The sequence below is a fragment of the Janthinobacterium sp. BJB301 genome (assembly GCF_002735685.1).
GTDB classification, from domain to species: domain Bacteria; phylum Pseudomonadota; class Gammaproteobacteria; order Burkholderiales; family Burkholderiaceae_D; genus Janthinobacterium; species Janthinobacterium lividum.
Genome location: NZ_PDZJ01000001.1, coordinates 1,625,465 through 1,650,904 on the forward strand (window position 1 = coordinate 1,625,465; position 25,440 = coordinate 1,650,904).

The following is a 25,440-nucleotide window of genomic DNA, read 5'->3' on the forward strand; positions in this document are numbered from 1 at the left end:
GCGCTGGGGCTATTTGACCCGCTGCTTTTCCAGCTTGCGGGCCAGGGTGCGCCGGTGCATGCCCAGCCGTCTTGCCGTTTCCGAGATATTGAAATCCGTCTCGGCCAGCATTTCGTGGATGCGTTCCCATTCCAGGGTCTTGATGTTGGTGGCGCGGTTGGTCAGTTCGATATCGGCGTTGCCGGCCACATGGCCGAAGGCCGCTTCGATGTCGTCCGTGTTCGACGGTTTCGCCAGGTACTGGCAGGCGCCCAGCTTGATGGCTTCGACGGCCGTGCCGATGCTGGCGTAACCCGTCAGCACGACGATCAGCATTTCCGGGTCGTGCTGGTGCAGCATCTGCACGCAGGCCAGACCCGATGTATTGCCATTCAACTTCAGATCGACGACGGCGTAGTCGGGGCAATGCTGCTCGAGCAAGGCGCTCGCTTCATCGAAATTGGTGGCCAGGATGACCTGGTAGCCGCGCCGCTCGAACGAGCGGCCCAGGGTGCGGGCAAACGCGGCGTCGTCTTCCACGATCAGTAACAGACGGTCATCCTGCATGGTGGTCGCTTTCTCTTTCCAGTTTGATGGCCGCCAGCGGCAAGGCCAGGTGCACCACCGCCCCGCCCTGCACCCTGTTGCGCGCCGTCACCGTGCCGCCCAGGGTACGCGCGACATTGACCACCAGGAACAGCCCGAGGCCGCCGCCGGGCTTGCCCTTGCTGCTTTGGTACGGTTTGCCCAGGTGCGTCAGCATCGATGGCTCAAAGCCGGGACCCGCATCGGTAATGACCAGGTGCAAGGCGTCCGCTTCGCGCGTCGCTTCGAAGCGCAGCCACTCGGGCGACGCTTCCAGCGCATTGTCGAGCACATTGCAGATAGTTTGTTTCAGGGTCGAATCGAAGACGACGGGCACGTCGTGCTCGATGCGGTTATCGTACTCGAAATCCTGGATCGGGCGGCTGGTGCGCCACTCGTCGACCAGGTCGTTGAGGAAGGTATTGATCGTCGTTTTCACGGACGATTCGCCGCGCGCCTCGCCCGCCGACAGCAAGATGCCGCTGACGATGCTCTTGCAACGCTGCAACTGCGCCTGCATTTCCGTGATTTCTTCCAGCAATTCGCTGTTCTTGCTCAGCTCCGGCATGCGGCGCCAGTCGCCGAGGATGACGGACAGGGTCGCCAGCGGCGTGCCCAGCTCGTGCGCGGCGCCCGAGGCCAGCAGGCCCATGCGGATGATGTGCTCCTCTTCCGCCGCGCGCTGGCGCAGGTCGGCCACCTTGGCGTCGCCGGCGCGCTGGTTGCGGTTGATGCGCGTGATGAACACCACCAGCAAGGCGGCGTTCAAAATGAAGCAGATCAGCAAGCCTTGCACGTACAGGCTGGAAAAGCCCCGCTCGGGGTCGATCGGCAAGATCAAGGGGCCGGGCAGCAAGGCCAGGCCGGCCAGGCACAGGCTGGTAATGGCCACCATGATCCACGTCGACCACACTTCCAGCAGGACGGCGCTGAGGATGACTTGCAGTAAGTACAGGAAGGCGAACGGGTTGCTGATGCCGCCGCTCAGGTAGAGCTGGGCCGTCAGCACGGTGACGTCGACCAGCAGAGCGAGGAACAGGGCCGTGTTGGAGACGGGCTGTCGTTCGTGCCAGCGCAAGAGGCTGGCCAGATTGAAGGCGATGAGGCAGGACAGCACTTCGAGCATATAAGGCACGGGCAAGGCGATGCCCAGCCCGACGCCCACGCCGAAGATCGTGCTGATCTGGCCGATCACGGCCAGCCAGCGCAGCTGGATCAGCAGCTTCATGTTCTGGTGGCCGGCCGGATGTTCCATCTCGGCCGCCACCGCACCGCGCTCTAAGACTTCGCGGTTGGGCAGGATCTCAATCCTGCCCGGCATGGTCGCTTTCTTGCGATTGATCAAGGTGCTGTTGGGACAAGCCAGCCTTGCGTGCGCGGCGGCGCTTGTCTTCGCGCACGATCCACCACGTGATGCCGGCCACCATCAGGGCCAGCGCAAACCACGTCAAGGCGTAAACCAAATGGTTGTTGTGGAAGGAAATCACGGTCAGGCCGCCCACGGGGGCGTCGCTGGCCGTTTCCGATTTTTCCTTCGCATCGACAAAATATGGCGCCACATTGGTCAGCATGTGCGAGGCGCCGATGGCGGCCACGTCGCGCGAATACCAATGCTGCGTGGCAGGACTGTTTTCGCGCAGGAAACCGCCGCCCGTCTCGCTGACGCGCAGCAAGCCGTCGACGTGCACGATGCCGGCCGGGGTGCTGGCGGCGATGCCTTCGCGTTTCGGCACGAAGCCCCGGTTGACCAGCACGGTGCTGCCATCAGCCAGGCGCAATGGCGTGATCAGCCAATAACCGCTGCCCAGTGCCGTCGTTGCCTGCACCAGGGTATTGAAAATGGGGAGATACGTTCCGGAGAGTCGCACATGGCGGTATTCATCCGTTTGCTGCGTGACACTGGCCCAGGCTGCGGGTCCAGGTGCGTCCGTTGCGGGCGCATGTACGCGTTGTTCGACGCGCTCGATCAGGTCAAGCTTCCAGAAGAGGCGCTTGACTTGCCAGGTGCCCAGGGCACAGAAACCGGCAAACAAGATCCCCGCCAGCAAGGCCAGTGCATACCGCACGACCATGCCGCGTGGGCCTGGCGCGGCATCTTGCGATGCGGCGCCAGGGGCGCGCCCGGTGTTGCTTGGGCGCGTATTACTCATCATGGAGCCGTTTTCGTATGCATGTACTCAGGCATCAGATCCGGCATCATGTTGTGGTTCATGTGGTACATGACCCACAGGGAACCGGCCATGGCAATGCCCACGATCATGATCGTGAAGATCAGCGCCATCATGTTCCAGCCGCCTTCGGACTTGGTGTTCATGTGCAGGAAGTACACCATGTGCACGACCACTTGAACAGCCGCGAACGCCAGCAGGACCAGGCCCATGGTGCCCGAGTTGGTGATGGCTTTCGTCATCACCAGCCAGAAAGGAATGGCCGTCAGGATCACCGACAGGATGAAGCCGATGGCATAGCTTTTCAGGCTGCCATGATCGTGGTTGTCATGGTGGTGGCTATCGCCGTGTGTGTGGTGGTCGCTCATGGCAGCACTCCCATCAGGTAGACAAAGGTGAAGACGCCGATCCAGATGACGTCCAGGAAGTGCCAGAACAGCGACAGACACATCATGCGACGGCCGTTTTCCGGGGTCAGACCATGCTTGTTCAACTGGAACATCAAGGTCACGAGCCAGATCACGCCGAACGTCACGTGCAAGCCGTGGGTACCGACCAGTGCAAAGAACGACGACAGGAACGCGCTGCGCTGCGGACCGGCGCCTTCGTGGATCAGATGAATGAATTCATACATTTCCAGCGACAGGAAGGCCAGGCCGAACAGGCCCGTGATGCCCAGCCAGACCAGGGTGCTGCGCAATTGCTTGCGCTGCATGGCCAGCATGGCGAAACCGTAGGTGATCGACGACAGCAGCAGCATGGCCGTGTTGACGGCCACCAGCGGCAGGTCGAACAGCGCGGCGCCCGTCGGGCCGTCCGCGTAGCTGCGGCCGACCACGGCGTACGTGGCGAACAGACAGGCGAAGATCAGGCAATCGCTCATCAGGTAGAGCCAGAAACCCAGCAGGCTGCCGTTTTCCGGGTGGTGCTCGCGCACAAAGTAGCTGCGCGTGCTTGGTGCGGCGCCAGCGGCGCCGGTGTTATGGGCGATGGTATCAGACATGGCTGCTCAGCAATTTAGTATAAGCGTCTTCGGTACGGACCACTTCTTCCGCAGGAATGTAGTAATCGCGCTTGTAGTTAAAGGTATGGACGATGATGGTGACCATCATGATCACGAAGCCAATGCTGGCGACGAGCCACATTTGCCAGATCAGGCCAAAACCGACCAGTGCGGACAGTGCGGCGATCACGAAACCAGCCCAGGTGTTCTTCGGCATGTGGATCTTCGTGAAACCGGACGTCGGACGCTGGTAACCGTGTTTCTTCATGTCAGTCCATGCATCGAGTTCGTGCACTTGTGGCGTGAAGGCGAAATTATAGTCTGGCGGTGGCGACGACGTCGACCATTCCAGCGTACGGCCGCCCCATGGGTCGCCGGTCACGTCGCGCAGGGCGTGACGGTTGCGGTAGCTGACATAGAACTGGATCAGCATGGAAGCGATACCCAGTGCGATCGAGACGGCGCCAAACCAGGCGATGATGGTCCAGATTTGCAGCGATGGATCTTCAAAGTGGTTGACACGACGGGTCACGCCCATCAGGCCCAGCACGTACAGCGGCATGAAGGCCAGGTAGAAGCCGACGAACCAGAACCAGAACGAGCACTTGCCCCAGAACGCGTCGAGCTTGTAGCCGAAGGCTTTCGGGTACCAGTAGTTGATCGCAGCGAATACACCGAAGACCACGCCGCCGATAATCACGTTATGGAAGTGGGCGATCAGGAACAGGCTGTTATGCAATACGAAGTCAGCTGGTGGTACGGCCAGCAGCACGCCGGTCATGCCGCCGATGGTGAAGGTGACCATGAAGCCGATCGTCCATAGCATGGGCAGTTCGAAGCGGATACGGCCGCGGTACATGGTAAACAGCCAGTTGAAGATCTTCGCACCCGTCGGGATCGAAATGATCATCGTCGTGATGCCGAAGAAGGAGTTGACGCTGGCGCCCGAACCCATGGTGAAGAAGTGATGCAGCCATACCAGGTACGACAGGATCATGATGACGCAGGTGGCGTACACCATCGAGGCGTAGCCGAACAGACGCTTGCTGCTGAACGTGGCGACGACTTCCGAGAACACGCCGAACAGTGGCAGGATCAGGATGTACACCTCTGGGTGGCCCCAGATCCAGATCAGGTTGACGTACATCATGGCGTTGCCGCCCAGTTCCGTCGTGAAGAAGTTAAAGCCTGCAACGCGGTCCAGCGACAGCATGGCCAGCACAGCCGTCAGCACCGGGAAAGCGGCGACGATCAGGATGTTGGTGCACAGTGCGGTCCAGGTGAAGACGGGCATTTTCATCCAGGTCATGCCTGGCGCGCGCATCTTGACGATGGTGGCGATCAGGTTGACACCGGACAATAGTGTCCCGACCCCGGCAATCTGCAAGGACCAGATGTAATAGTCTACCCCCACGTCCGGACTGCCGACGATGCCCGACAGCGGTGGATACGCCAGCCAGCCCGTACGGGCGAATTCGCCGACGAACAGCGAAGCCATGACCAGGGCGGCGCCCATGGTGGTCATCCAGAAGCTGAAGTTGTTAAGGAATGGGAAAGCCACGTCGCGCGCGCCGATTTGCAGCGGCACCACGTAGTTCATCAGACCCGTCACGAAAGGCATCGCGACGAAGAAGATCATGATCACGCCGTGGGCGGTGAAGATCTGGTCGTAGTGATGCGGTGGCAGGAAGCCGGCATTGTCGCCAAAGGCGACAGCCTGCTGGGTGCGCATCATGAGCGCATCGGCAAAGCCGCGCAGCAGCATGACGAGGCCCAGGATCATGTACATGATACCGATTTTTTTATGGTCGATACTGGTGATCCAGTCGCGCCACAGGGTACCCCAGACGCGGAAATACGTCAGTGCCGCAACGAGTGCGATACCGCCCAGGGCAACCATGGCAAAGGTCACCAGCAGGATAGGTTCGTGAAATGGAATTGCATCCCAAGTCAGACGGCCGAATATAAGCTTCGTCAGATCAATATGGTCTAGCATTGTTACTCTCAGAGAAAAAAGGGAGGCGCCAGGCAAGCGGCGCCAGTATCTGCAGCGCAATGCGCTGCGGGATTCATGCAGTCGTTACTTGGCTTGAACGCCCTTTTCAACTACTGCATCGCTAGCGACTACTGCCGTTACGGCCGCTACCGGGCTATTTGCCATCGTCAATTTGTATGGCTCGACCGGCGTCACGCACAGGGCGTCGGAAACGATGGTGCGGTTCAGGATTGCCTTGTACAGATCGCTAGGTACGGCGCTGTAGCGGCGAACCGGGTCGCGTTCGCTAGGCTGGGCCAGCGACAGGTAGTCGTCGCGGTTCAGCGCGCCGCCACCGGCACGTGCCGATGCCACCCATTTGTCGAAGTCCGCATCATTCACGCCGTGGAACTTGAAGCGCATGCCCGAGAAACCGGCACCGCTGTAGTTGGCGGAGAAGCCCTTGTAGACGCCAGGCTTGTTGATGACGGCATTCAACTGCGTTTCCATGCCCGGCATGGCGTAGATCTGACCTGCCAGTGCGGGGATGAAGAACGAGTTCATGACGGACGACGCGGTGATCTTGAAGCGGATCGGACGATCGACGGGCGCGTACAGTTCATTCACGGAAGCGATGCCTTGCTCCGGATAGATGAACAGCCATTTCCAGTCCAGCGCCACCACTTCGACGATCATCGGCTTGTGGCTGGCAGGAATCGGACGGTTAGCGTCGATACGGCTCAGCGGACGATAAGGATCGAGGGTGTGGGTGCTGATCCAGGTCAGCAGGCCCAGCACGATGATGATCAGCAGGGGCGCGCCCCAGATGATCAGCTCGAGGCGAGTCGAGTGGTCCCAGTCCGGCTCGTATTTGGCCGCGGTGTTGTTTTTTCTATAGCGCCATGCGAAAAGCAGGGTCAGGGCGATTACCGGAACGATAATCAACAGCATCAGCAATGTCGAGATGACAATCAAATTGCCTTGCTGAACTGCGATGTCACCAGACGCATTCAGTACCACCGTATTGCAACCAGCCAACAATGCGAGAGGTAAAAGAAGCAGTCCGCGACGAACTTTTAATGAAAACATACAGGAAAGTCCAGTACAGGGGATGAAGATATGGTACTGTATTCTCACTGGAGCGCGTTGGCAATTGGACGTTTTGTCCTACCCCTTGCTCGGACTTTCACTGCGTAGACGCGGAGTTTTCCTACGGCTACCTGATGAATAGTCCTACTCCGGGCGTGAGACACCCGGAGTAAGTTACGCGTTGGCCGAACTCGAAACTATATTGGAGACGATCATCATGTCCAGCACGCGCACACACAGCGGGGATGTACCCGCCGACTTTTCCCCCCACTCCCTGCGCGACGCACGCGGGGCCGGCACGGTCGAATCGCATATCGACCCTGGTGAGATCGCCGTCGGCGTAATCATCGGCCGCGCTTCCGAATACTTTGACTTCTTTGTCTACGCCATCGCCTCGGTGCTGGTGTTTCCGCGCGTCTTCTTCCCATTTGAAGAACGCCTGGAAGGTACCTTATATGCGTTCCTGATTTTCTCGTTCGCCTTCATCGCCCGTCCCTTCGGCACCGTGATCTTCATGGAGATCCAGCGCCGCATGGGACGCAGCGCCAAGCTGACGATCGCCCTCTTCCTGCTGGGCGTGTCGACGGCCGGCATCGCCTTCCTGCCAACCTATTCGCACCTGGGCTTTGCCGCCATCATCTGGCTGTCCGTGCTGCGCATCGGCCAGGGCGTGGCGCTGGGCGGCTCGTGGGATGGCCTGCCATCGCTGCTGGCCCTGAACGCACCGGAAAACAAGCGCGGCTGGTACGCCATGCTGGGCCAGCTGGGTGCGCCCACCGGCTTCCTGATCGCCGCCGGCCTGTTCTGGTTCATGCTGACCACCCTGACGGATGAAGACTTCCTCGACTGGGGCTGGCGCTATCCGTTCTATGTGGCGTTCGCCATCAACGTGGTGGCCCTGTTTGCCCGCTTGCGCCTGGTGTCGACGAATGAATATGCGCGCCTGCTGGACGAACGCGAACTGCAGCCCGTGAGCGTGTTTGAAATGAGCCGCGGCCAGGGCCGCAACGTGCTGATCGGCGCCCTCGCCGCGCTGGCCAGCTACGCCCTGTTCCACCTGGTGACCGTGTTCCCGCTGTCGTGGATTTCCGTCTACCAGACGCGTTCCGCTTCTGACTTCCTGCAAGTGCAAATGATGGGCGCCGTGCTGGCTGCCATCGGCGTGGTGATTTCCGGCTTGCTGGCCGATAAGGTGGGCCGCCGCACTACCCTGGGCGTGCTGGCCGTGCTGATCGCCATATTCAGCGCCTTCGTGCCGACCCTGATGGGTGGCGGCAACTTCGGCCAGGATGTCTTCATCCTTGTTGGCTTCAGCCTGCTGGGTTTGTCCTACGGCCAGGCAGCCGGCGCCGTGACGGCCAACTTCCCTGCCCGCTTCCGCTACACGGGCGCGGCATTGACGTCCGACCTGGCCTGGCTGGTCGGCGCCGGCTTCGCCCCGCTGGTGGCGCTGGGCCTGTCGGCCAACTTCGGCCTCGCCTATGTCAGCTTCTACCTGCTGTCAGGCGCCGTCGCCTCGCTGGCCGCCCTGAGCCTGAACCGGGCGCTGGAAATCCGCGACTGACATATATATAGAGGCAAACCGGGTGGCAGCGCGCTGCCACCCAGCCCTCCAAAAAAACGCCGGCTCCGTCCGGCGTTTTTTCATGCCCCGGCCCGTGTTACTGTATCGCCAGCTGCCGCCCGCCCGTGCCTTCCTTCTTCGGCAAATCGAGCAGCAACACGCCATTTTCATAGCGGGCCTGCGCGCAGGCCTCGTCCACTTCATGCTGCAGCACGAAGCTACGGTATTGCTGGCCGTACTCGCGTTCACTGCGCACGACCTTGCCTCCGCCGTCGCGCGTCACCCTTTCATTCTTGAGTTCGGCGCTGATGGAGACGCGGTTGCCGTCGATGGAGACCTTGATGTCTTCCTTGTTGACGCCTGGAATGTCCGCCTGCACCAGGTAAGCTTGCTCGGTTTCGGCAATGTCGATACGCATGCGTCCATTGCCCACGTCGCGCGCGCGCAAGGCGGGCAACAAAAAGTCGCGCATCATGTCTTCCATGTCGCTGAACGGGTCAAAACGCCCCAAGGGATTGAGCGCATCGCGCTGTATCAAATGATTGGCCATGATGTCCTCCTGCATGGGCTCTGGCTTGCACACGGCGGCCGTCCGCAAGAACGCCACCACCTCCTGCATCTTAGGATGGCAACAGCCAATCTCGTTGATCTGTCTCAATCGAGGCCAACTTGATTTTTCCTTGACTTTCATCCGTGCGCTACCACGCTTTGCACAGTCTTGTAAGTCGGAAATTGTCCCCAAGGCTGTTATGCTAGCGCACGCTATGCTTGACCACCAGAAAGCTTGCATTTCAATTAAAATTGATTTTTTCGCGACAGCCTTTACGGACATGATGAATACCAAGACCCCGATCGATTCCTTCAGCTTTCGCCGCATCCTCGCCCGCAATGTCACCTTGCCGCTGGTCATCGGGGTCATCACGGCCCTCGTGTTTGTCGCCCTCATCGCTTACCTGCTCTCGGCCCTGCGCTCGGTCGAGCATTCCGAACGGGTGATCGGCAATGCAAATGAAGTCATGAAGTTGTCGGTCGACCTGGAAACGGGCATGCGCGGCTACTTGCTGACGGGCGACGAAACGTTTTTGGCGCCATATAAATCGGGCAAGGCGAAGATCGCCGTCGAAATGACCACCCTGCTGGAACTGGTATCCGACAGTCCCATCCAGGTGGACCGCTTGCGCCGCATCCGCGCGCTGCAAGGCCAGTGGCTCGATTACGCCGAAGGCGTGATCGCCCAGCGCCGCAGCAACCAGGAATTCCTCGCGCGCGTGCGCCAGGGAGAAGGCAAGCTGGAATTTGACGAAATCCGCCGCGAATTCCTCGCCTTCCTGTCGATGGAACAGCGGCTGCGCCAGGAACGGGCCGATACGGCCGAAAGCCGCACCATGCTGGCCGTGGTCGTATTCCTCATCCTCAGCCTGGGACTGTCGGGCCTGCTGGCCTATCTGGGACGGCGCGAACTGCTGCGCCTGTCCGATATCTACAACGATGCGCTCGAACAGCGCGGCAAGGACAACGACGTGCTGCAGGAACAAGCCTGGCTGCGCACGGGGCAGACGGAACTGGCGGCGCATACGAGCGGCCAGCTGGGCTTGCCGCAGCTGGGACGCCACGTGCTGGACTTCCTGGCGCACCGCCTCGACGTGGCCATCGCCACCCTGTACGTCGTCGACGAGGATGGCAGCCTGCGCCGCACGGCCGTGTACGGCTTCAACGACCAGGGCGTGAAGGACAAGCAAGTCTTCAAGCTGGGCGAAGGCCTGGTGGGCGAGACGGCGCGCGAAAAACGCCTCAAGCATATACGGCAAGTGCCCGACGATTACCTGACCGTGACGTCAAGCCTGGGCCGCGGCACGCCGCTGGAACTGGTCTTGACACCAGTCAACAATGAAGGCGCCGTCAACGGCGTCATCGAACTGGGCTTTACGCATCCCGTCAGTGCCCGCGCCAAGGAATGGCTGAACCTGATTGCCGCGAATGTCGGCACCTCGCTGGAAGCTGCCCTGTACCGCCAGCGCCTGCAAAATGTGCTGGAAGAAACCCAGCAACTGAATGAAGAACTGGAAGTGCAGCAGGAAGAACTGCGCACGGCCAATGAAGAGCTGGGCGAGCAGTCGCGCGTGCTGGAACAGTCGCAAGCCCACCTGGAAGAGCAAAAGGCGGCGCTGGAGCAGTCGAACGAGCAGCTGGCCGTGCAGGCGCTGTCGCTGGACCAGAAAAACATGGCCATCGGCGAGGCGCATGCCCAGCTGGAGGCCCGCGCGGAAGAATTGCAGCGGGCCAGCCGTTATAAATCCGAATTCCTCGCGAACATGTCGCATGAGCTGCGCACGCCGCTGAACAGCTCGCTCATCCTGTCGAAGCTGCTATCGGACAATACCAGCGGCAACCTGACGCCGGAGCAAGTGACGTTTGCGCAAACCATTTATTCGGCCGGCAACGACTTACTCACCCTTATCAACGATATCCTCGACATTTCCAAGGTCGAGGCGGGCAAGCTGGAGCTGACGCCGGAAACCGTGCCCTTCGACGAGCTGCTCAGCAGCATGAGGATGCTGTTTGGCGCCCAGGCGCAGCAAAAGAAACTGGTTTTTGACGTCAAGGTGGCGCCGGACGCTCCGCCGTCATTCGTCAGCGACCGCCAGCGCCTCGAGCAAATCCTGAAAAACCTGCTGTCGAACGCCATCAAATTCACCGATGCGGGCACGGTATCGCTGCACGTAAGCACCGCTGCGGCCGGTCAGGTGCGCTTCCAGGTGCAGGATACGGGCATCGGCATCGCCGGCGACCAGCAGCACAAGATTTTCGACGCCTTCCACCAGGCCGACGGCACCACCAGCCGCCGCTATGGCGGCACGGGCCTGGGCCTGTCGATTTCGCGCGACCTGGCAGCCTTGCTGGGCGGCAGCATCGAACTGGCCAGCACGCCAGGCCAGGGCAGCACGTTTACCCTCGTGCTGCCGGCCGCCATGCCGGAACACGCGGTGGTAGCGGCGGCCGTACCCACGGCCGCGCCGCAAGCACCCTCCGCGGCCGCCGCGCCCAAGGCGGCGCCCGCCGCCAAGCCAGTCCCGCTGCCCACCTTCCAGGATGACAGGAATAGCGTGCCGGCTGCCAAGACCGGCCAGCGTTCCGTGCTGGTGATCGAGGATGAGCCGTCGTTTGCCGGCATCCTGTTCGACCTCGCGCATGAAATGCAATACCGCTGCCTGGTGGCGCATGGCGCCGACGAAGGCTTGCGCCTGGCGGAAGAATTCCTGCCCGACGCCATCCTGCTAGACATGGGCTTGCCGGACCGTCCGGGCTTGCTGGTCTTGCAGCAGCTGAAGGAAAACCCGCTGACGCGCCACATTCCCGTGCACATCGTCTCCGGCAACGACCAGATCCAGGAAGCCATGCAGCTGGGCGCCATCGGCTACGCCACCAAGCCGCGCACGCGCGAGCAGTTGAAGGAAGTGTTCCGCAAGCTCGAATCGAAATTCACGCAAAAAATGAAGCGCATCCTGCTGGTCGAGGACGACGAACGCCAGCGTGAAAGCGTGGTGCACCTGATCAGCGACGACGACGTGGAAATTACGGCAGTAGCCCTGGGCGAGCAAGCGCTGGAATTGCTGAAAACGCAGATTTTCGACTGCATGATCATCGACTTGAAGCTGCCCGATATCCAGGGCAACGAATTGCTCGAACGCATGGAACATGAAGAGCTGTGCTCGTTCCCGCCCGTCATCGTCTACACGGGCCGCAACCTGAGCCGCGAAGAAGAAGCGGACCTGATGAAGTATTCGCGTTCCATCATCATCAAGGGCGCCCGCTCGCCCGAGCGCCTGCTCGACGAAGTCACCCTCTTCCTGCACAAGGTGGAGTCCGAACTGTCGAGCGAGCGCCAGGGCATGCTGCAGCAGGTGCGCAGCCGCGAACGCGTCTTTGAAGGGCGCAAGATTTTGCTGGTGGACGACGACGTGCGCAATATCTTCGCCCTGACGAATGCGCTGGAACAGAAAGGCGTGGTGGTGGAAATCGGCCGCAACGGCTTCGAAGCCATCAGCAAGCTCAACAGCGTGGACGATATCGACCTCGTGTTGATGGATGTCATGATGCCGGGCATGGATGGCCTGGAGGCGACGCGCTTGATACGCGCCGACGGCCGCTACAACAAGCTGCCCATCATCGCGATTACCGCCAAGGCCATGAAGAATGACCAGGAAGAATGCCTGCAGGCGGGCGCCTCCGATTACCTGGCCAAGCCAATCGACCTGGACCGCCTGTATTCACTGCTGCGCGTATGGATGCCGAAGATGGAACGCATCTGATGCAACATCGCCTGCGCCACCGGCCTCTGCTGCGCCATCGATTGGAGCATCACTGATGTCGCTGCGTTACACGGATGCGCAACTGCAGGCGCTGATGGAAGCGATCTATCAGCGCTACAGCTATGATTTTCGCGACTACTCGCTGCCCTCGCAGCGGCGCCGCCTGAATCAGGCGCTCGAACGCTTCCATTGCGCCGACTTGCCTGCATTGCAACAGCTGGTGCTCGGCGATGCGACCGCCTTTGGCAAGCTGCTGCAGATTTTGACTGTACCGGTCACGCAAATGTTCCGCGACCCGGCGTTTTTTCTTGCCTTGCGCGAACAGGTCGTGCCCGTACTGAAAACCTACCCGTCGCCGACGATCTGGGTGGCCGGCTGCTGCACGGGCGAAGAGGCGCTGTCGCTGGCCATCGTGCTGCACGAGGAAGGCTTGCTTGAACGCAGCACGATTTACGCCACGGACATCAATCCGCAAGCACTGGCCACGGCAGCGCGCGGCGTCTATCCGCTGCACCGGCTCGATGAATATGGCGCCAACTACCTGGCTGCCGGCGGCCTGGGCCAGCTGGCCGACTATTACACGGTCGAGCATGTCACTGCGCGTTTCCAGCAGCACCTGCTCGGCAGGATCAACTTTGCCGACCACAGCCTGTCCACGGACAGTGTTTTTATTGAAACGCAATTGATTTGCTGTCGTAACGTGCTGATTTACTTCAACAAAACCTTGCAGGAACGGGCCCTGGGCCTGTTCCACGACTCGCTGTGCCACCGGGGTTTCCTGGGCCTGGGCAGCAAGGAAAGCACGCATTTCACCCGCTTTGCCGCCGACTTCGAGCCATTGCCGGGTCCCGAAAAGCTCTACCGCAAGCGTGCGCCGTCGCACGCTGCTTCCCACTACGCTGGACGGCAAAGCCATGCCAGGAATGAAACATGATGAATGAAACAAGCACCAAACTGCTGATCGTCGACGATTTGCCGGAAAACTTGCGCGCGCTCAATGCGCTGATCCGCGAGAGCGACCGCAGCGTCTACCAGGCATCCTCGGGCGAAGAAGCGCTGGCCCTGCTGCTGGAGCACGATTTCGCGCTGGCCATCCTCGACGTGCAGATGCCGGAAATGGATGGCTTTGAGCTGGCGCAATTGATGCGCGGCACGGAAAAAACGCGCCATATCCCCATCGTCTTCGTCACGGCGGCCGGCAAGGAAATGAATTTTTCCTTCCAGGGCTATGAAAGCGGCGCCGTCGACTTCCTGCACAAACCGCTCGACATCAATGCCGTGCAAAGCAAGGTCAATGTGTTCGTTGCCCTGCACCAGCAGCGCAGCGAAACGCGGCGCCAGGTGCAGGCGCTCGAGTACAGCCGCCAGCAGCAGGAAGCCTTGCTGAAGGAATTGCGCGCCACCCAGGCGGAACTGCAGCGCTCGCTGCGCCTGCGCGACGAATTCATGTCCATGGTGGCGCACGAACTGCGCACGCCCCTGAACACGCTGTTCCTCGAGACGCAGATGCGCACCGTCAACCTGGAACGGGGCAACCTGGCCGCCTTCGAACCGGAAAAGCTGGGCAAGATGGTGGCGCGCGACGGGCGGCAAATCCGCAGCATGGTGCGCCTGATCGACGACATGCTCGACGTCTCGCGCATCACCAGCGGCAAGCTGTCGATCCGCCGCGAAGCCGTCGACCTGACCAGCCTCGTGCGCCGGGTGGCGGACGACCTGGTGCCGTATGCGGCCACGACGGGCAGCGTGCTGGAAGTGCTGGCCTTCGAACCCATCCAGGGTTTCTGGGATGCCTTCCGCGTCGAGCAGATTGTTGTCAACCTGATCAGCAATGCCGTGCGCTACGGCCAGGGCCAGCCTGTGGAAATCAGCCTGGCGCACACGCAGAACAGCGCCGTCATCGAAGTGCGCGACCATGGCATCGGCATCAACGCGCGCGACCAGGAACGCATTTTCGATGCCTTCGAACGCGTCATCCACCAGGACCGCACTGGCGGCCTGGGCCTGGGCCTGTTCATCACCAAACAGCTGGTCGATGCGCACGGCGGCGCCATCACCCTGCAAAGCCAGCCCGGCAATGGCGCGCTGTTCAGCGTCACCCTGCCGCTGGCCGGAAGCTGAGGCCCGCATGACCACCTCCCCTGCCACCAGCAGCCAGGCCGGCGCCAGCGGCGTCGCCTTTTTGCTGCAACTGGAGCGCCGGCTGCGCCTGCTGCAAGACACGGGCGAGATCCTTTCCCTATCGGCGCAGCTGCTGGGGCAGCGCCTGGGCGCCCAGCAAGTGGCCTGTTTCGATATCGACCAGGCACTGCAGTGCCCCACCCTCCAGCATGCGTGGAGCGATGGCCTGGCGCCGGGCGCCGCCGGCGAGTATTTCCTCGGCGATTACGCGGCAGGCCTGGACGAGGCGCTCGGCGCGGGCCAGGCGCTGGCCGTGAGCGATGTGGCAAGCGACCCGCGCACGGCCATGCCGGCCGCACTGGCCACGTTTGCGCGCCTGGGCATCCGTGCCTTCCTCAACATTCCCATTGCCAAGGATGGCCAGCTGGCTGCCCTGTTCGTCGTGCACAGCCGCACGGCGCGCCTGTGGCATGCGGACGAAATCGAACTGGCCGTGCAAGTGTCGGAACGGGTCTGGTCGACCATTTTGCGGGCCCAGGCGGAAGCGCGGCTGCGCACCCTCAGTGCCAGCATGGAAACGCAAGTGGCCGAACGCACGCGCGAGTTCGGCCGCACCTGGAACGTCAGCCCCGATTTGCTGGGCGTGCTCAACCTCGACGGCTATTTCGAACATTCGAACCCCGCCTGGCAAGCCACCCTGGGCTGGTCGGCAGAGGAAATCCGCACGACGAAGTTCCTGGAACTGATCCATCCCGAAGACTTGCCGCGCACGCATGCGGCCTGGGAGGCGGCCAACCAGGGCCAGCCTGCCTTGCGCTTCGAAAACCGCTACCGCCACAAGCTGGGCGGCTGGCACTGGCTGTCGTGGGTGGCCGTGCCCGAAGGCGACAAGGTGTATTGCAGCGCGCGCGACATCACGGTGGAAAAGAAGCTGGAAGCGGACCTGGCCGCGCGCAACAGCGAGCGCGAACGGCTATGGCGCAGCGCGCAAGACCTGATGGTGGCCATCGATGCCGAAGGCTGCTTCGCCGCCGTCAACCCGGCCGCCGGCGCCATCCTGGGCTGGCTGCCCGAGGAAATGCTGGGCCGCAGCATCTTCGATTTCGTGCTGCCCGAGGACGCCGCCGCCACGCGCCAGGCCTTGCTGCAGGTCGGCAAGGAATCCATGCCCAGCTTTGAAAACCGCTACCGGCACCGCGATGGCGGCCACCGCTGGCTGTCGTGGGTGGCGGCGCCCGAAGGCGACCTGGTGTTTGCCACGGGGCGCCATGTCACCCTGGAAAAAGAGGCGCAAAACACCTTGCACAGCATGCAGGAATCGTTGCGCCACAGCGAAATGGCCCTGCTGCAATCGCAAAAACTCGAAGCGCTGGGCAAGCTGACGGGCGGCGTGGCCCATGATTTCAATAACGTCCTGCAAATTATCTCCGGCAATCTGCAACTGCTGCAGCTGGGCCTGGACGACGACCCGCTGGCCGCCAAGCGCATCGCCAGCGCCTCGGCCGCCGTGGAACGGGGTGCCAAGCTGTCGGCCCAGTTGCTGGCCTTTGCGCGGCGCCAGCCATTGAAACCGCTGGTGACGGACCTGGCGCAACTGCTGCGCGCAACGGAAGAGCTGCTGCGGCGCGCCACCGGTGAGACCATCGAAACGCGCTTGCTGCTGGCCGACAATTGCTGGCGCGCCCTGGTCGACCCGCACCAGCTGGAAAACGTTATCCTCAACCTGGCCATCAATGCGCGCGACGCCATGGATGGCCAGGGCCAGCTGACCATCGAACTGAGCAACTGCGTGCTGGGCAACGACTACGCGGCCCGCCATGCGGACGTGACGCCCGGCGACTACGTGCAGCTGGCCGTCTCGGATACGGGCACGGGCATTCCAGCGGAACTGCTGGACAAGATTTTCGAACCATTCTTCACCACAAAAAAGGAAGGCGAAGGCACGGGACTGGGCCTGTCCATGGCCTACGGTTTCCTGCGCCAGAGCGGCGGCCACCTGACGGTGGACAGTTTACCGGGCCATGGCAGCACCTTCCGCATCTATCTGCCGCGTTCGCTTGAAGCGGAAACGGAACTGCCGCTGCAACTGGGCGGCCCCGTGCTGGGCGGCAAGGAAACCATCCTTGTCGTGGAAGACGACGTGCAGGTGCAGACGACGGTGGTGGACATGCTGCGCGGCCTCGGCTATGTCGTGCTGCGCGCCAGCGACGGCGAAAGCGCGCTGGCCATCATCGGCAGCGGCGTCCCCATCGACTTGCTGTTTACGGACGTGGTGATGCCGGGCAAGGTGGCCAGCACGGCACTGGCGCGCCAGGCCCGCGTGCTGCTGCCGCAGCTGGCCGTGCTGTTTACCTCGGGCTACACGCAGGACGCCATGATGCAGGGAGGCCGGCTGGAACCGGGCGTCGAATTGTTGAGTAAACCCTACCGGCGCGAAGACCTGGCGCGGCGCATCCGTCACTTGCTGGCCAATGGCCGCCACGTGACGGCCCTGCACCAGTACCGCGCGCAGCTGGCGCCGCAGTCTCCCACGCCCGCGCAATCGGAGGCGCGACATATCCTATTGGTGGAAGACAATGCGGACGCGCGCGCCATGACGGGCGAGCTGCTGGACATGCTGGGACACACGGTGCTGGCCGTGGGCACGGCCGAGGAAGCCTTGCCCCTGCTGGGCACGCCAGGACTGGAGCTGTTGCTGACCGATATCAGCCTGCCGCAGATGTCGGGCGTCGAGCTGGCCGAGGTTGCGGCGCGCGACCATCCGCAGCTGGAAGTGGTGTTTTCCACCGGCCATGCGCCAGCCAATTCCGGCGTGCTGGACCCGCAGGCGCGCTTCCTGGTGAAACCATTTACCGTCGAGCAATTGCAGCAAGCCTTGCTGCCGCCAGCCTAATAAACGTCGAGCCGGCGCGCCTTCAGTGCGCCGGCCAGCTCTTCCAGGCCAAACGGTTTGCGCAGGAAGCGCGCGCTGGCGTCCTGCATCAGGCTGGCGCCCCAGTCGTGGCCGGAAGCAAACACCACGTCCAGCTGCGGCCAGTGCGCGCGCGCATGGCGCGCCAGTTCCAGGCCCGACATGGTGGGCAGGCTGATGTCCGTCACCAGCACGTCCAGGCCCGGCAAGGCCAGCAGGGGCAAGGCTTCCTCCGCGCTGGACACGCCGTGCACGGTGTGGCCCAGCATATTGAGCATTTCCGTCGTCATTTCGCGTGCATCGTCATTATCTTCCACCAGCAGGATGCGCCGCCCGGACGGGTCGGGCGCGCCCACCAGGCGGCGGTCGGCCAGCAAATGGCGGATGCGCCGCGCCAGGTCTTCGCGCTGGTAGGGCTTGCTCAACAGCTCCACGCCCGGGTCCAGCCGCCCGCCCTGCATGATGGCATTGTGCGTGTAACCCGAGGTAAACAGGATGGCCAGCTCCGGCAGCAGCAATTTGGCCTGCTGCGCCAGCTCCTTGCTGCTGACGGGGCCCGGCATGACCACGTCCGTAAACAGCAGGTCGATGGCCACGCCCGTGCCCAGCAGGGCCAGCGCCGAGGCGCCATCGTCCGCATGCAGCACGTCGTAGCCGAGGCCGCGCAGCATGTCGACCACGGTATGCTGCACAGGTGCATCGTCTTCCACCACGAGGATGGTCTCGCTGCCGCCCAGCACGGGGCCCGTCAGGCCAGGTGGCGGCTCGGCCAGCGTTTCCAGCGATCGGGGCAGGTAAATCTTGAACGTCGTGCCGGCGCCCGGCGCGCTGTGCACCTTGATGTGGCCCGCGCTCTGGCGGATGAAACCGTAGGCCATGGACAGGCCCAGGCCCGTGCCCTCGCCTTCGCGCTTGGTGGTGAAGAACGGCTCGAATATCTGGTCGATCACGTCGCGCGCCATGCCGTGGCCCGTGTCGGTAATGGTCAGCAGCACGTATTGCCCCTCCAGCACGTCCGCATGCCGGCTGGCGTAGGCTGCATCGAGCGTGACATTGCTCAAGGTAAAAGTCAGGCGCCCGCCCTTCTGCATCGCGTCGCGCGCGTTGATGGCCATGTTCAGCAGCACGTTTTCCATCTGGTTCGGGTCGACCAGGGTATGCCACAAGCCTTCGCTGATGAAGGTTTCCTCGGTAATCGCCTCGCCTAGGGCGCGGCGGATCAGCTCATGCATGCGGCGCAGCAAACGCCCCAGGTCCGTCACCAGCGGCCGCAAAGGTTGACGCCGCGCAAAGGCCAGCAATTGCGACGACAGCTTGGCGCCCCGCTCGACAGCTGAGGCAGCCGAAGCGAGGCGCCTGGCCGCCTGCGGATTGTCGGCCACCGTCAGTTTCAGCAACTGCAAATTGCCCGAGATAATTTGCAGCACGTTGTTGAAATCGTGGGCCACGCCGCCCGTCAGCTTGCCGATCGATTCCAGCTTTTGCGCCTGCAATAAGGCTTGCTCGCTGCGCACCAGTGCCAGCCGCGCCTCTTTTTCATCGGTGACGTCGCGGCCGATGGCGTGGATCAGCTTTTGCGCCGGCACGGCCGTCCAGGAAATCCAGCGGTAGCCGCCATCGCGGCGCCGGTAGCGGTTTTCCATGCGCAAGGTGGGCGCGCCATGGGCCAGGCGCGACAAGTCCTTCAAGGCGGCCATGCGGTCGTCGGGATGCACGAGGCTGATGAAATCCATGCCCAGCGACTCGATTTCCGGCCGGTCCAGGATCTGGCTCCAGGCGGGATTGACGGCGATGATCATGCCGGCCAGGTCCGCCACCAGCATGATGTCGGTCGACAGCCGCCACATGCGGTCGCGGTCGGCAGTGCGGTTGGCCATTTCCACTTCAAGCGAGGAATTCAGGTAAGCCATCTTTTCCAGCACGTTCTTCTGTTCCTGCACGTCCGTATTCGTGCCTACCCAGCGCAGCACCGTGCCCGCCTCGTCGAACAGCGGCAAGGCGCGCGCCAGGAACCAGCGGTAGGCGCCGTCGCTGGCACGGCGCATGCGGAACTCGTGTTCATAGGCGCTGGCGGTAGCGACGGCCCGGTCCCAGCTCTGCTGGGTGGACAGCATGTCGTCCGGATGCACGCAATGGCGAAAACCGCTGGTGACCAGCGACTTCAGCGATTGCCCCGTGTAGTCGCAGACCTGCTCGTTGACCCAGTAGGTGGCGCCGCTGCCATGCGCCAGCCAAGCCTGGTTCGGCATGGTGGAGGCGAGCGAACGGAACTGCGCTTCGCTGTCGAGCAAGGCATTGCGCGCCTGCCAGTGCTCGTCGATATCCTCGCACGAGCCGTACCATTTCACGGGCTGGCCGCGCTCGTCTTGCCGGCAATACGCGCGCGAATGCATCCAGCGGTACTGGCCGTCCTGCCGGCGCACGCGCATTTCCTGGTCGAAAGGTTGGCCACTGCCCACCGCTTCGCTCCAGGCCGCCAGGGAATGGGGCACGTCCTCGGGGTGGATGGCATCCAGCCAACTGGTGCCCAGGCCGTTGCCACCCGTCCATTCGCGCCAGCGCTGCGCCACATAATCGAGCTTGCCGTCGACGTCTGCCGTCCACAGCACTTGCGTGTTCAGTTCGATGGCGTAATGGAAATGTTCGCGGCTGTCGTGCAGCGATTGTTCCAGCTGGCCCCGTTCGATGACATGCGCGGCCACGCGCGCGGCCAGCGCCAGCAATTCGATCTCGGGTTGCGTGGGATGGCATGGCGCCTGGAAAAACAGGCCCAGCACGCCCAGGATATGCCCCTTGGCGCCAAACACGGGGGCGACCCAGCAGGCGCGGTAGCCGTGCAGCATGGCTTCCTTGCGTCCCGCGCTCCAGTTCACGTCGCGCGTGATGTCGCCGCAATACACGGGTGCGCCGGAAAAGGCGGCCGTGCCGAACGGGGATGGTTGGTCGCCGCCGTGGCGCAAGGCCAGGCACAGGTCTTGTGGCAGGCTGGGCGCGGACAAGCCGCAAAAGCGGTCGGCTTCGTCGATGAGCACCAGGCAGGCATGCGCGCCGCCGTCGGCCAGGTCTTGCAGCGCCTGCAACAAATGCTCCAATGCATGGGCCAGGTTGGCGCCTGCCGCGATGCTGCCCAGCGCAGTATGCTCGGCGTCCAGCAAGGAAAGAATGTTGTTTGCGTGCACCGTGTCGATAAGGGGAAAACTGATGCCCGAAATATACCATGGGGCACCCCTCTTGCAGGAGGAAAACAGCGCACCGCTTGATCTCTGCACCCACGCGGCCCTATGCTAAAGTGTTGCTCTCTTCTCAAGCGAATCCCAGCATGCCTACCTCCTTGCCGTCCTCCCTGATCGCCACCGCCCTGCTCGCCTCAGCCCACGGCGCCGTCGCCGCCCCCATGAGCCTGGACGACTACCTGGCCCTGAACGGCCCCCCGCCTACGGCGCAGATCGCGTATGGCCCCGCGCCATCGCAGTACGTGCAGCTGTTCCGGCCCGAAGGCAGCGGACCGTTCCCCGTCGTCGTGCTCGTGCATGGCGGTTGCTGGACGGTGGCCTTCGGCGGCATCAAGCAGATGCGCAACGTGGCCGGCGCCCTCGTGGCGCAAGGTATCGCCGTATGGAATGTGGAGTACCGCCGGGTCGACGAGCCGGGCGGCGGCTATCCTGGCACCTACGAAGACATGCACGCGGCGCTCGACAGCCTGCAGCAGCACGCGCCCCGGTACCAGCTGGACGTGAACCGCATCGTCGCCATGGGCCACTCGGCCGGCGGCCAGCTGGTGCAGTGGATCGCCGGACGGGAAAAGCTGCCCAAGACCAGCCCCCTGTACCGCGACAAGTTCCTGCCAGTGAATAACATCGTCAGCCTGGGCGGCCTGGCCGACCTGCGCCATGAAAAGGAATTGATCAAGACCAGCTGCGAGCGCGACATCGCCCAGCTGGCAGGCAGCGCCAGCACCGAGCGCCCCGACATCTACAGCGACACCAACGCAGCCGACCTGATGCCCAACGGCAGCCGCACCGTCCTGATCACAGGCGAGCTCGACACCATCTCCCCACCCAGAGTCGCGCACGACTACGCGGCCAAGGCCCAGCTGGCCGGCGACCATGCGGAAGTGCTGATCTTGCCTGGGGCCAGCCATTATGACGAGATTGCGGCGACGTCGAATGCCTGGGGGATGATTTTGCCGGTGATTCGGGGGATGTTGGGGATGGACCCGAAATGAAACGCATCGTCGCATTTCCCTGTTTTCCGTCTATTTCGCCATAACCTTTTCCACTTACATCCAGTCACTAGAAGGCGGATTGATCTATGCATTCGCGCGACAACAACAATCCAGAAACAGCCATTAAAATACTACAACACGCACACCATCCGAGTGCTTAATTACCTGGAATCTGTATTTGACTCGACATTAAAGTTTAGAGTTGACACTAAATTTCTTTTTTTAGCATTCATCCCAACAACAAACCATCAAGACGCAGCACTATCTGACGCCATCTAAAACTATAGCTCAGCTTGAGAATAAACCAACATAAAATCCAGCCATTCAATCATCATAAAAATAATTTACACCATTTTTAAAATAGGCACATGATTACTGCGAATTTTAAAAATCTATCGAAAAAATGCATCCGGAAAATTACATCATTTATGGAATTCAAGACGGAAAAGGATTTTTAGATATTAAAATTTAATTTAATTTAATTTAATTTATAAACCCAATTTAAATAACCATTTTAAATCAACGTGACCCAAAAAGAAATTTTTCAATTATGCTTGGCATTTCCTTATGATCAACCAATCGAGTCAACTGTGCCCGTCCTGCAGTGGTAGCTGAAACAAGGTCCTTTTTATCGACAGCAATAAGTCCATTTTGCTTCAAATAATCCACAAAATCGCGCGCGAAATTTGGATCATTAGTTGCGACACCTCGCTGAGTCAGCCCACGAAGCTGGCTATTTTTTTGCTCAGTAATATGTTCACATATTTTTATCACAATTGAAAATTTTGGATGATGCTCCAATATATAATATGGTTCAATGCTATCGGTAATCCCTCCATTGAAATTAAGGTAACCAACGGCAGACTTTCCATTTAGAATTGCTATATTTACTCCGATCTTTACTGTAAAACTAGAGTCCTTATCCAAGTCGGTAAAATCAGAACCGCTCACTATTGAATCTCCAAAATCGCACTCAAATAAAAAAGCACCTCTGAAATTGCAGTTCGAAAGATCGCATGAAGCATAAGAAACTTGATCTAACGTCGACCCATTAAAGCTGCTTCCAGATAAATTTATTTCCTTGAATGAAATTTCAACCAAATCACAGTCAGACATATTTAAAAGAATCGGGGCACATCCAAAGTCAAGTTTTGTAAAGTCTATATTCTTTAATGTGGATGAGCGAAAATTATAAGTACTTCCGGTAATTCTTTTTAAACTTTGAGGCATTCCACCTCCACTGACTTTAAATAAATCCCAACTAAGAGATATATAGCCACCCAACGAATAGTTTGACCTCGCCATCCAAAGCTCACTCAGCGTTTCAATGTAAGACTGAGCATTTTTTAGCGAAAGAGAAGATACAAAAGATCTCATTGCCATCGAAATCGGAAAATCAATTTCAATTGGGTTTCGACTCAAGACACTTGCAACTGCAGCTTCTGCTACAAGATACTCACGTAGGGATGCGTGCGAGAATATCCATCCAGTTGCACCCTCTACCCTGGTAAGCGTAGATGAACTTCTGATGTCCTGAAACAATGTATCTCTACGAGACCGTCTCTCCTCCGCAGACATACGACGAAGCTCTACTTTAAATAAATCGTCAATTATCTCAAGAAATATTTCTTCCGTTCCTGTAGTCGCGGAACGGCCTGAAAGACGAATGGCAACCCTCTGAAGTCCTTCACGACGAAGTTGAGGGTCGAGCATGGGAGATCGCTGCAAATCACGTAACATTAATCTATCAACAATTAATTTGTATATTTGCCACTCAGTTAACACTTCTAAATTCTGATCACCCTCGTCATTCCTGAGTTCCTCTATGAGTTCAAGAAGATAAGAAATAATTACTGGCTTTCCTGATAATTGTCTGCGACCATCCCGTTCTTCGCGAAATACTTTCTTAAGCAAATCCAGTACGATTTTTTGACCGGCAGGATCTCCTGAAAGTTTGCGCTGAACTAATGCGATTGTCTGTTCTTGACTAAGGTCACGCAAATACCGTTCATTTCTATTAATTAGATAGGAATTCAATAATGAGTCGATCGATTTTTCGCCAGCAATGTATATCTTATCAATTTGACTAACATAATATTTGTTTTTCTCAATCGTTGAGTACAATGCTTCAAAAACATTCAACTCCTCCGATTCCGTGAAGTAGTTTGGGCGACTTGTCAATATTCCTTTTGCCCCCTCCGATGCCAATTCGGCTAAGGCACCTAAACAAGATCGTCGCTCACGTGCATTAAGAAACTGAGCCATTTCGTCATATCCATCAAGTATCAAAAGTATACGGCGACTTCTAATTAAATGGAATACGAAGTCAATCGGAAGATGTCCAAGTTTGTTATTATCCAAAAAATGGTGTATTAACGAACGCGCATCGAATTGCTTGTTAAAGTTCCGAAGCTCAATCCTAATTATTATGGGGGACTTAGGATTTTCCTTATAATTCTTTATCCAATCGAATTGTAACTTTAACGTTAACGCAGTCTTTCCAGTGCCGTATTCACCTAAAATAACTAACCAGTTTGATTTATCTGTTTTTCCATCCCGCCACTGCGTTAACCAGTCACTTGCAAGAACTTCACCACTTGCATCCTTGAAATAAGGCTCCTCATAAGTGCTAACTAATTGCTGAACAGCGGAATTTCCTAAAACTTGATTAATGTATGAAGAAAAATTCTCAAATTTCGAAAAAATTTGATCATATGTCTGTGTGAGTATATTTGTTTGTGCAGCTCGCTCCTCTACATCAGGAGTAAAACCCGCTGTTGATATAGATATGCACTTGCATGATTGATCCATAGTTCTTACGAGAGAAAATTTTGTAAGATCCTTCCCATACTTTATTACATCGACATATTGAACTGTTGCCTCAATATAAACCACCGGCGCAAGAAAATCAGTTATTGATGTAGCAATTATGTCTATTTCAGATCCGTGAATTTTTTTTCCATACTCAACTTGATAATTGTTTAGTTCAAATAGCGCGCCTATAGCGTGCGGCAATTCTTCCGCCGTCATCTTTATTTTTATTTCCTCAGTAGTATCTGCCGATACCGGAATACTAGGAAGTCTAGATCTTTTAGGTTCTTTGGCAGCCATATATTCCTATATATTGGTAGGTTATTGAGAATTTTAAAAATATAACGAATAGATTAAAATTTAACACATTAGAAACGTTTGAGGTACCCGCAAGTCTGGCATATTTACGATCCTGGCTCTTTTAGATGTATCGCTAAGTTGTAAGCAATCGTTCAGCCTAATGGCTGAGATACGATCTCTACCCGTTTGAAACAAGACCTGTTCTACGTCATTTCAAGTGCTACACAACCAGAGAACATCGTCAAGCCGAGTAGGCTCCCCCTCAAACCCAGGCTCCCCGGGCCCAGCGAGCCTGAAAAATGGCCAGGGCAAGGCGCGCGGGCGAAGACAGTACGCATGTACGGCGAGCCCAAGCAACGCAGCCATGGGCATTTTCTCAGGCCCGCGGCTCTGGCCCGC

16 protein-coding genes are annotated in these 25,440 nt (G+C 59.3%); 6 read left to right on the forward strand and 10 right to left on the reverse strand.

Features of this window, described 5'->3' with window-relative positions; all coding sequences use genetic code 11:
* Positions 1-9: 9 nt before the first annotated feature.
* The 7 genes from CSQ91_RS07110 to cyoA all read right to left on the reverse strand — a co-directional run bounded on the left by CSQ91_RS07110 (position 10) and on the right by cyoA (position 6,799).
* Complete coding sequence (locus tag CSQ91_RS07110) at positions 10-546, reverse strand: response regulator transcription factor (protein WP_034788474.1); 537 nt, start codon at positions 544-546, stop codon at positions 10-12.
* Positions 536-1,885 carry an ATP-binding protein gene (locus CSQ91_RS07115; RefSeq protein WP_034788477.1) on the reverse strand — a complete coding sequence of 450 codons (1,350 nt, stop codon included), beginning with the start codon at positions 1,883-1,885 and terminating at the stop codon, positions 536-538. Before CSQ91_RS07115 ends, CSQ91_RS07110 begins: the two co-directional genes overlap by 11 nt.
* Positions 1,869-2,717: an SURF1 family protein gene (locus CSQ91_RS07120; protein WP_099387821.1), complete on the reverse strand. Its 849-nt coding sequence runs from the start codon at positions 2,715-2,717 to the stop codon at positions 1,869-1,871. Before CSQ91_RS07120 ends, CSQ91_RS07115 begins: the two co-directional genes overlap by 17 nt.
* Positions 2,714-3,100: a cytochrome o ubiquinol oxidase subunit IV gene (gene cyoD, locus CSQ91_RS07125; RefSeq protein WP_034788483.1), complete on the reverse strand. Its 387-nt coding sequence runs from the start codon at positions 3,098-3,100 to the stop codon at positions 2,714-2,716. The genes CSQ91_RS07120 and cyoD overlap by 4 nt, the downstream gene beginning before the upstream one ends.
* Positions 3,097-3,735, reverse strand: coding sequence for a cytochrome o ubiquinol oxidase subunit III (cyoC, locus tag CSQ91_RS07130; RefSeq protein ID WP_034788486.1), 639 nt, complete (start codon positions 3,733-3,735; stop codon positions 3,097-3,099). Before cyoC ends, cyoD begins: the two co-directional genes overlap by 4 nt.
* Entirely contained in the window at positions 3,728-5,731 is a 2,004-nt protein-coding gene (gene cyoB, locus CSQ91_RS07135; protein ID WP_070253477.1) for a cytochrome o ubiquinol oxidase subunit I, read from the reverse strand. Before cyoB ends, cyoC begins: the two co-directional genes overlap by 8 nt.
* A gap of 84 nt (positions 5,732-5,815) precedes the next feature.
* Positions 5,816-6,799, reverse strand: a complete 984-nt coding sequence (gene cyoA / locus CSQ91_RS07140) for a ubiquinol oxidase subunit II (protein WP_071653323.1) — start codon at positions 6,797-6,799, stop codon at positions 5,816-5,818.
* A 217-nt stretch (positions 6,800-7,016) separates the two neighbouring features.
* Here cyoA and CSQ91_RS07145 point away from each other — a divergent pair, with 217 nt between their 5' ends.
* On the forward strand, positions 7,017-8,363 hold the full coding sequence (locus CSQ91_RS07145) for an MFS transporter (RefSeq protein ID WP_070279896.1): 1,347 nt from the start codon (positions 7,017-7,019) through the stop codon (positions 8,361-8,363).
* A gap of 97 nt (positions 8,364-8,460) precedes the next feature.
* On the opposite strand, the gene CSQ91_RS07150 is transcribed toward CSQ91_RS07145, so the two are convergent.
* Positions 8,461-8,913, reverse strand: coding sequence for an Hsp20/alpha crystallin family protein (locus CSQ91_RS07150; protein ID WP_099388599.1), 453 nt, complete (start codon positions 8,911-8,913; stop codon positions 8,461-8,463).
* 283 nt (positions 8,914-9,196) lie between these two features.
* Between CSQ91_RS07150 and CSQ91_RS07155 the strand changes: the two genes are divergently transcribed.
* Genes CSQ91_RS07155 through CSQ91_RS07170 form a run of 4 tightly spaced genes read left to right on the forward strand, consistent with a single transcriptional unit; the run spans position 9,197 to position 17,687 of the window.
* Positions 9,197-12,673: a response regulator gene (locus tag CSQ91_RS07155; protein ID WP_099388600.1), complete on the forward strand. Its 3,477-nt coding sequence runs from the start codon at positions 9,197-9,199 to the stop codon at positions 12,671-12,673.
* Positions 12,674-12,728: 55 nt separating this feature from the next.
* Positions 12,729-13,607, forward strand: a complete 879-nt coding sequence (locus CSQ91_RS07160) for a CheR family methyltransferase (protein ID WP_099387822.1) — start codon at positions 12,729-12,731, stop codon at positions 13,605-13,607.
* Positions 13,604-14,794: a hybrid sensor histidine kinase/response regulator gene (locus CSQ91_RS07165; RefSeq protein ID WP_099387823.1), complete on the forward strand. Its 1,191-nt coding sequence runs from the start codon at positions 13,604-13,606 to the stop codon at positions 14,792-14,794. The genes CSQ91_RS07160 and CSQ91_RS07165 overlap by 4 nt, the downstream gene beginning before the upstream one ends.
* Positions 14,795-14,801: 7 nt before the next feature.
* On the forward strand, positions 14,802-17,687 hold the full coding sequence (locus CSQ91_RS07170) for a hybrid sensor histidine kinase/response regulator (RefSeq protein WP_180278363.1): 2,886 nt from the start codon (positions 14,802-14,804) through the stop codon (positions 17,685-17,687).
* Here CSQ91_RS07170 and CSQ91_RS07175 read toward each other — a convergent pair.
* A complete protein-coding gene (locus CSQ91_RS07175; RefSeq protein ID WP_257217248.1) occupies positions 17,684-20,884 on the reverse strand; it encodes a PAS domain-containing protein in 3,201 nt (1,066 codons plus the stop codon). The two genes, CSQ91_RS07170 and CSQ91_RS07175, sit on opposite strands and share 4 nt — an antisense overlap.
* A 140-nt stretch (positions 20,885-21,024) precedes the next feature.
* On the opposite strand from CSQ91_RS07175, the gene CSQ91_RS07180 reads away from it, so the two are divergent.
* Positions 21,025-21,930: an alpha/beta hydrolase gene (locus tag CSQ91_RS07180; protein WP_099387826.1), complete on the forward strand. Its 906-nt coding sequence runs from the start codon at positions 21,025-21,027 to the stop codon at positions 21,928-21,930.
* 519 nt (positions 21,931-22,449) lie between these two features.
* On the opposite strand, the gene CSQ91_RS07185 is transcribed toward CSQ91_RS07180, so the two are convergent.
* Complete coding sequence (locus CSQ91_RS07185) at positions 22,450-25,041, reverse strand: NACHT domain-containing protein (protein ID WP_099387827.1); 2,592 nt, start codon at positions 25,039-25,041, stop codon at positions 22,450-22,452.
* Between the last annotated feature and the right edge of the window lie 399 nt (positions 25,042-25,440).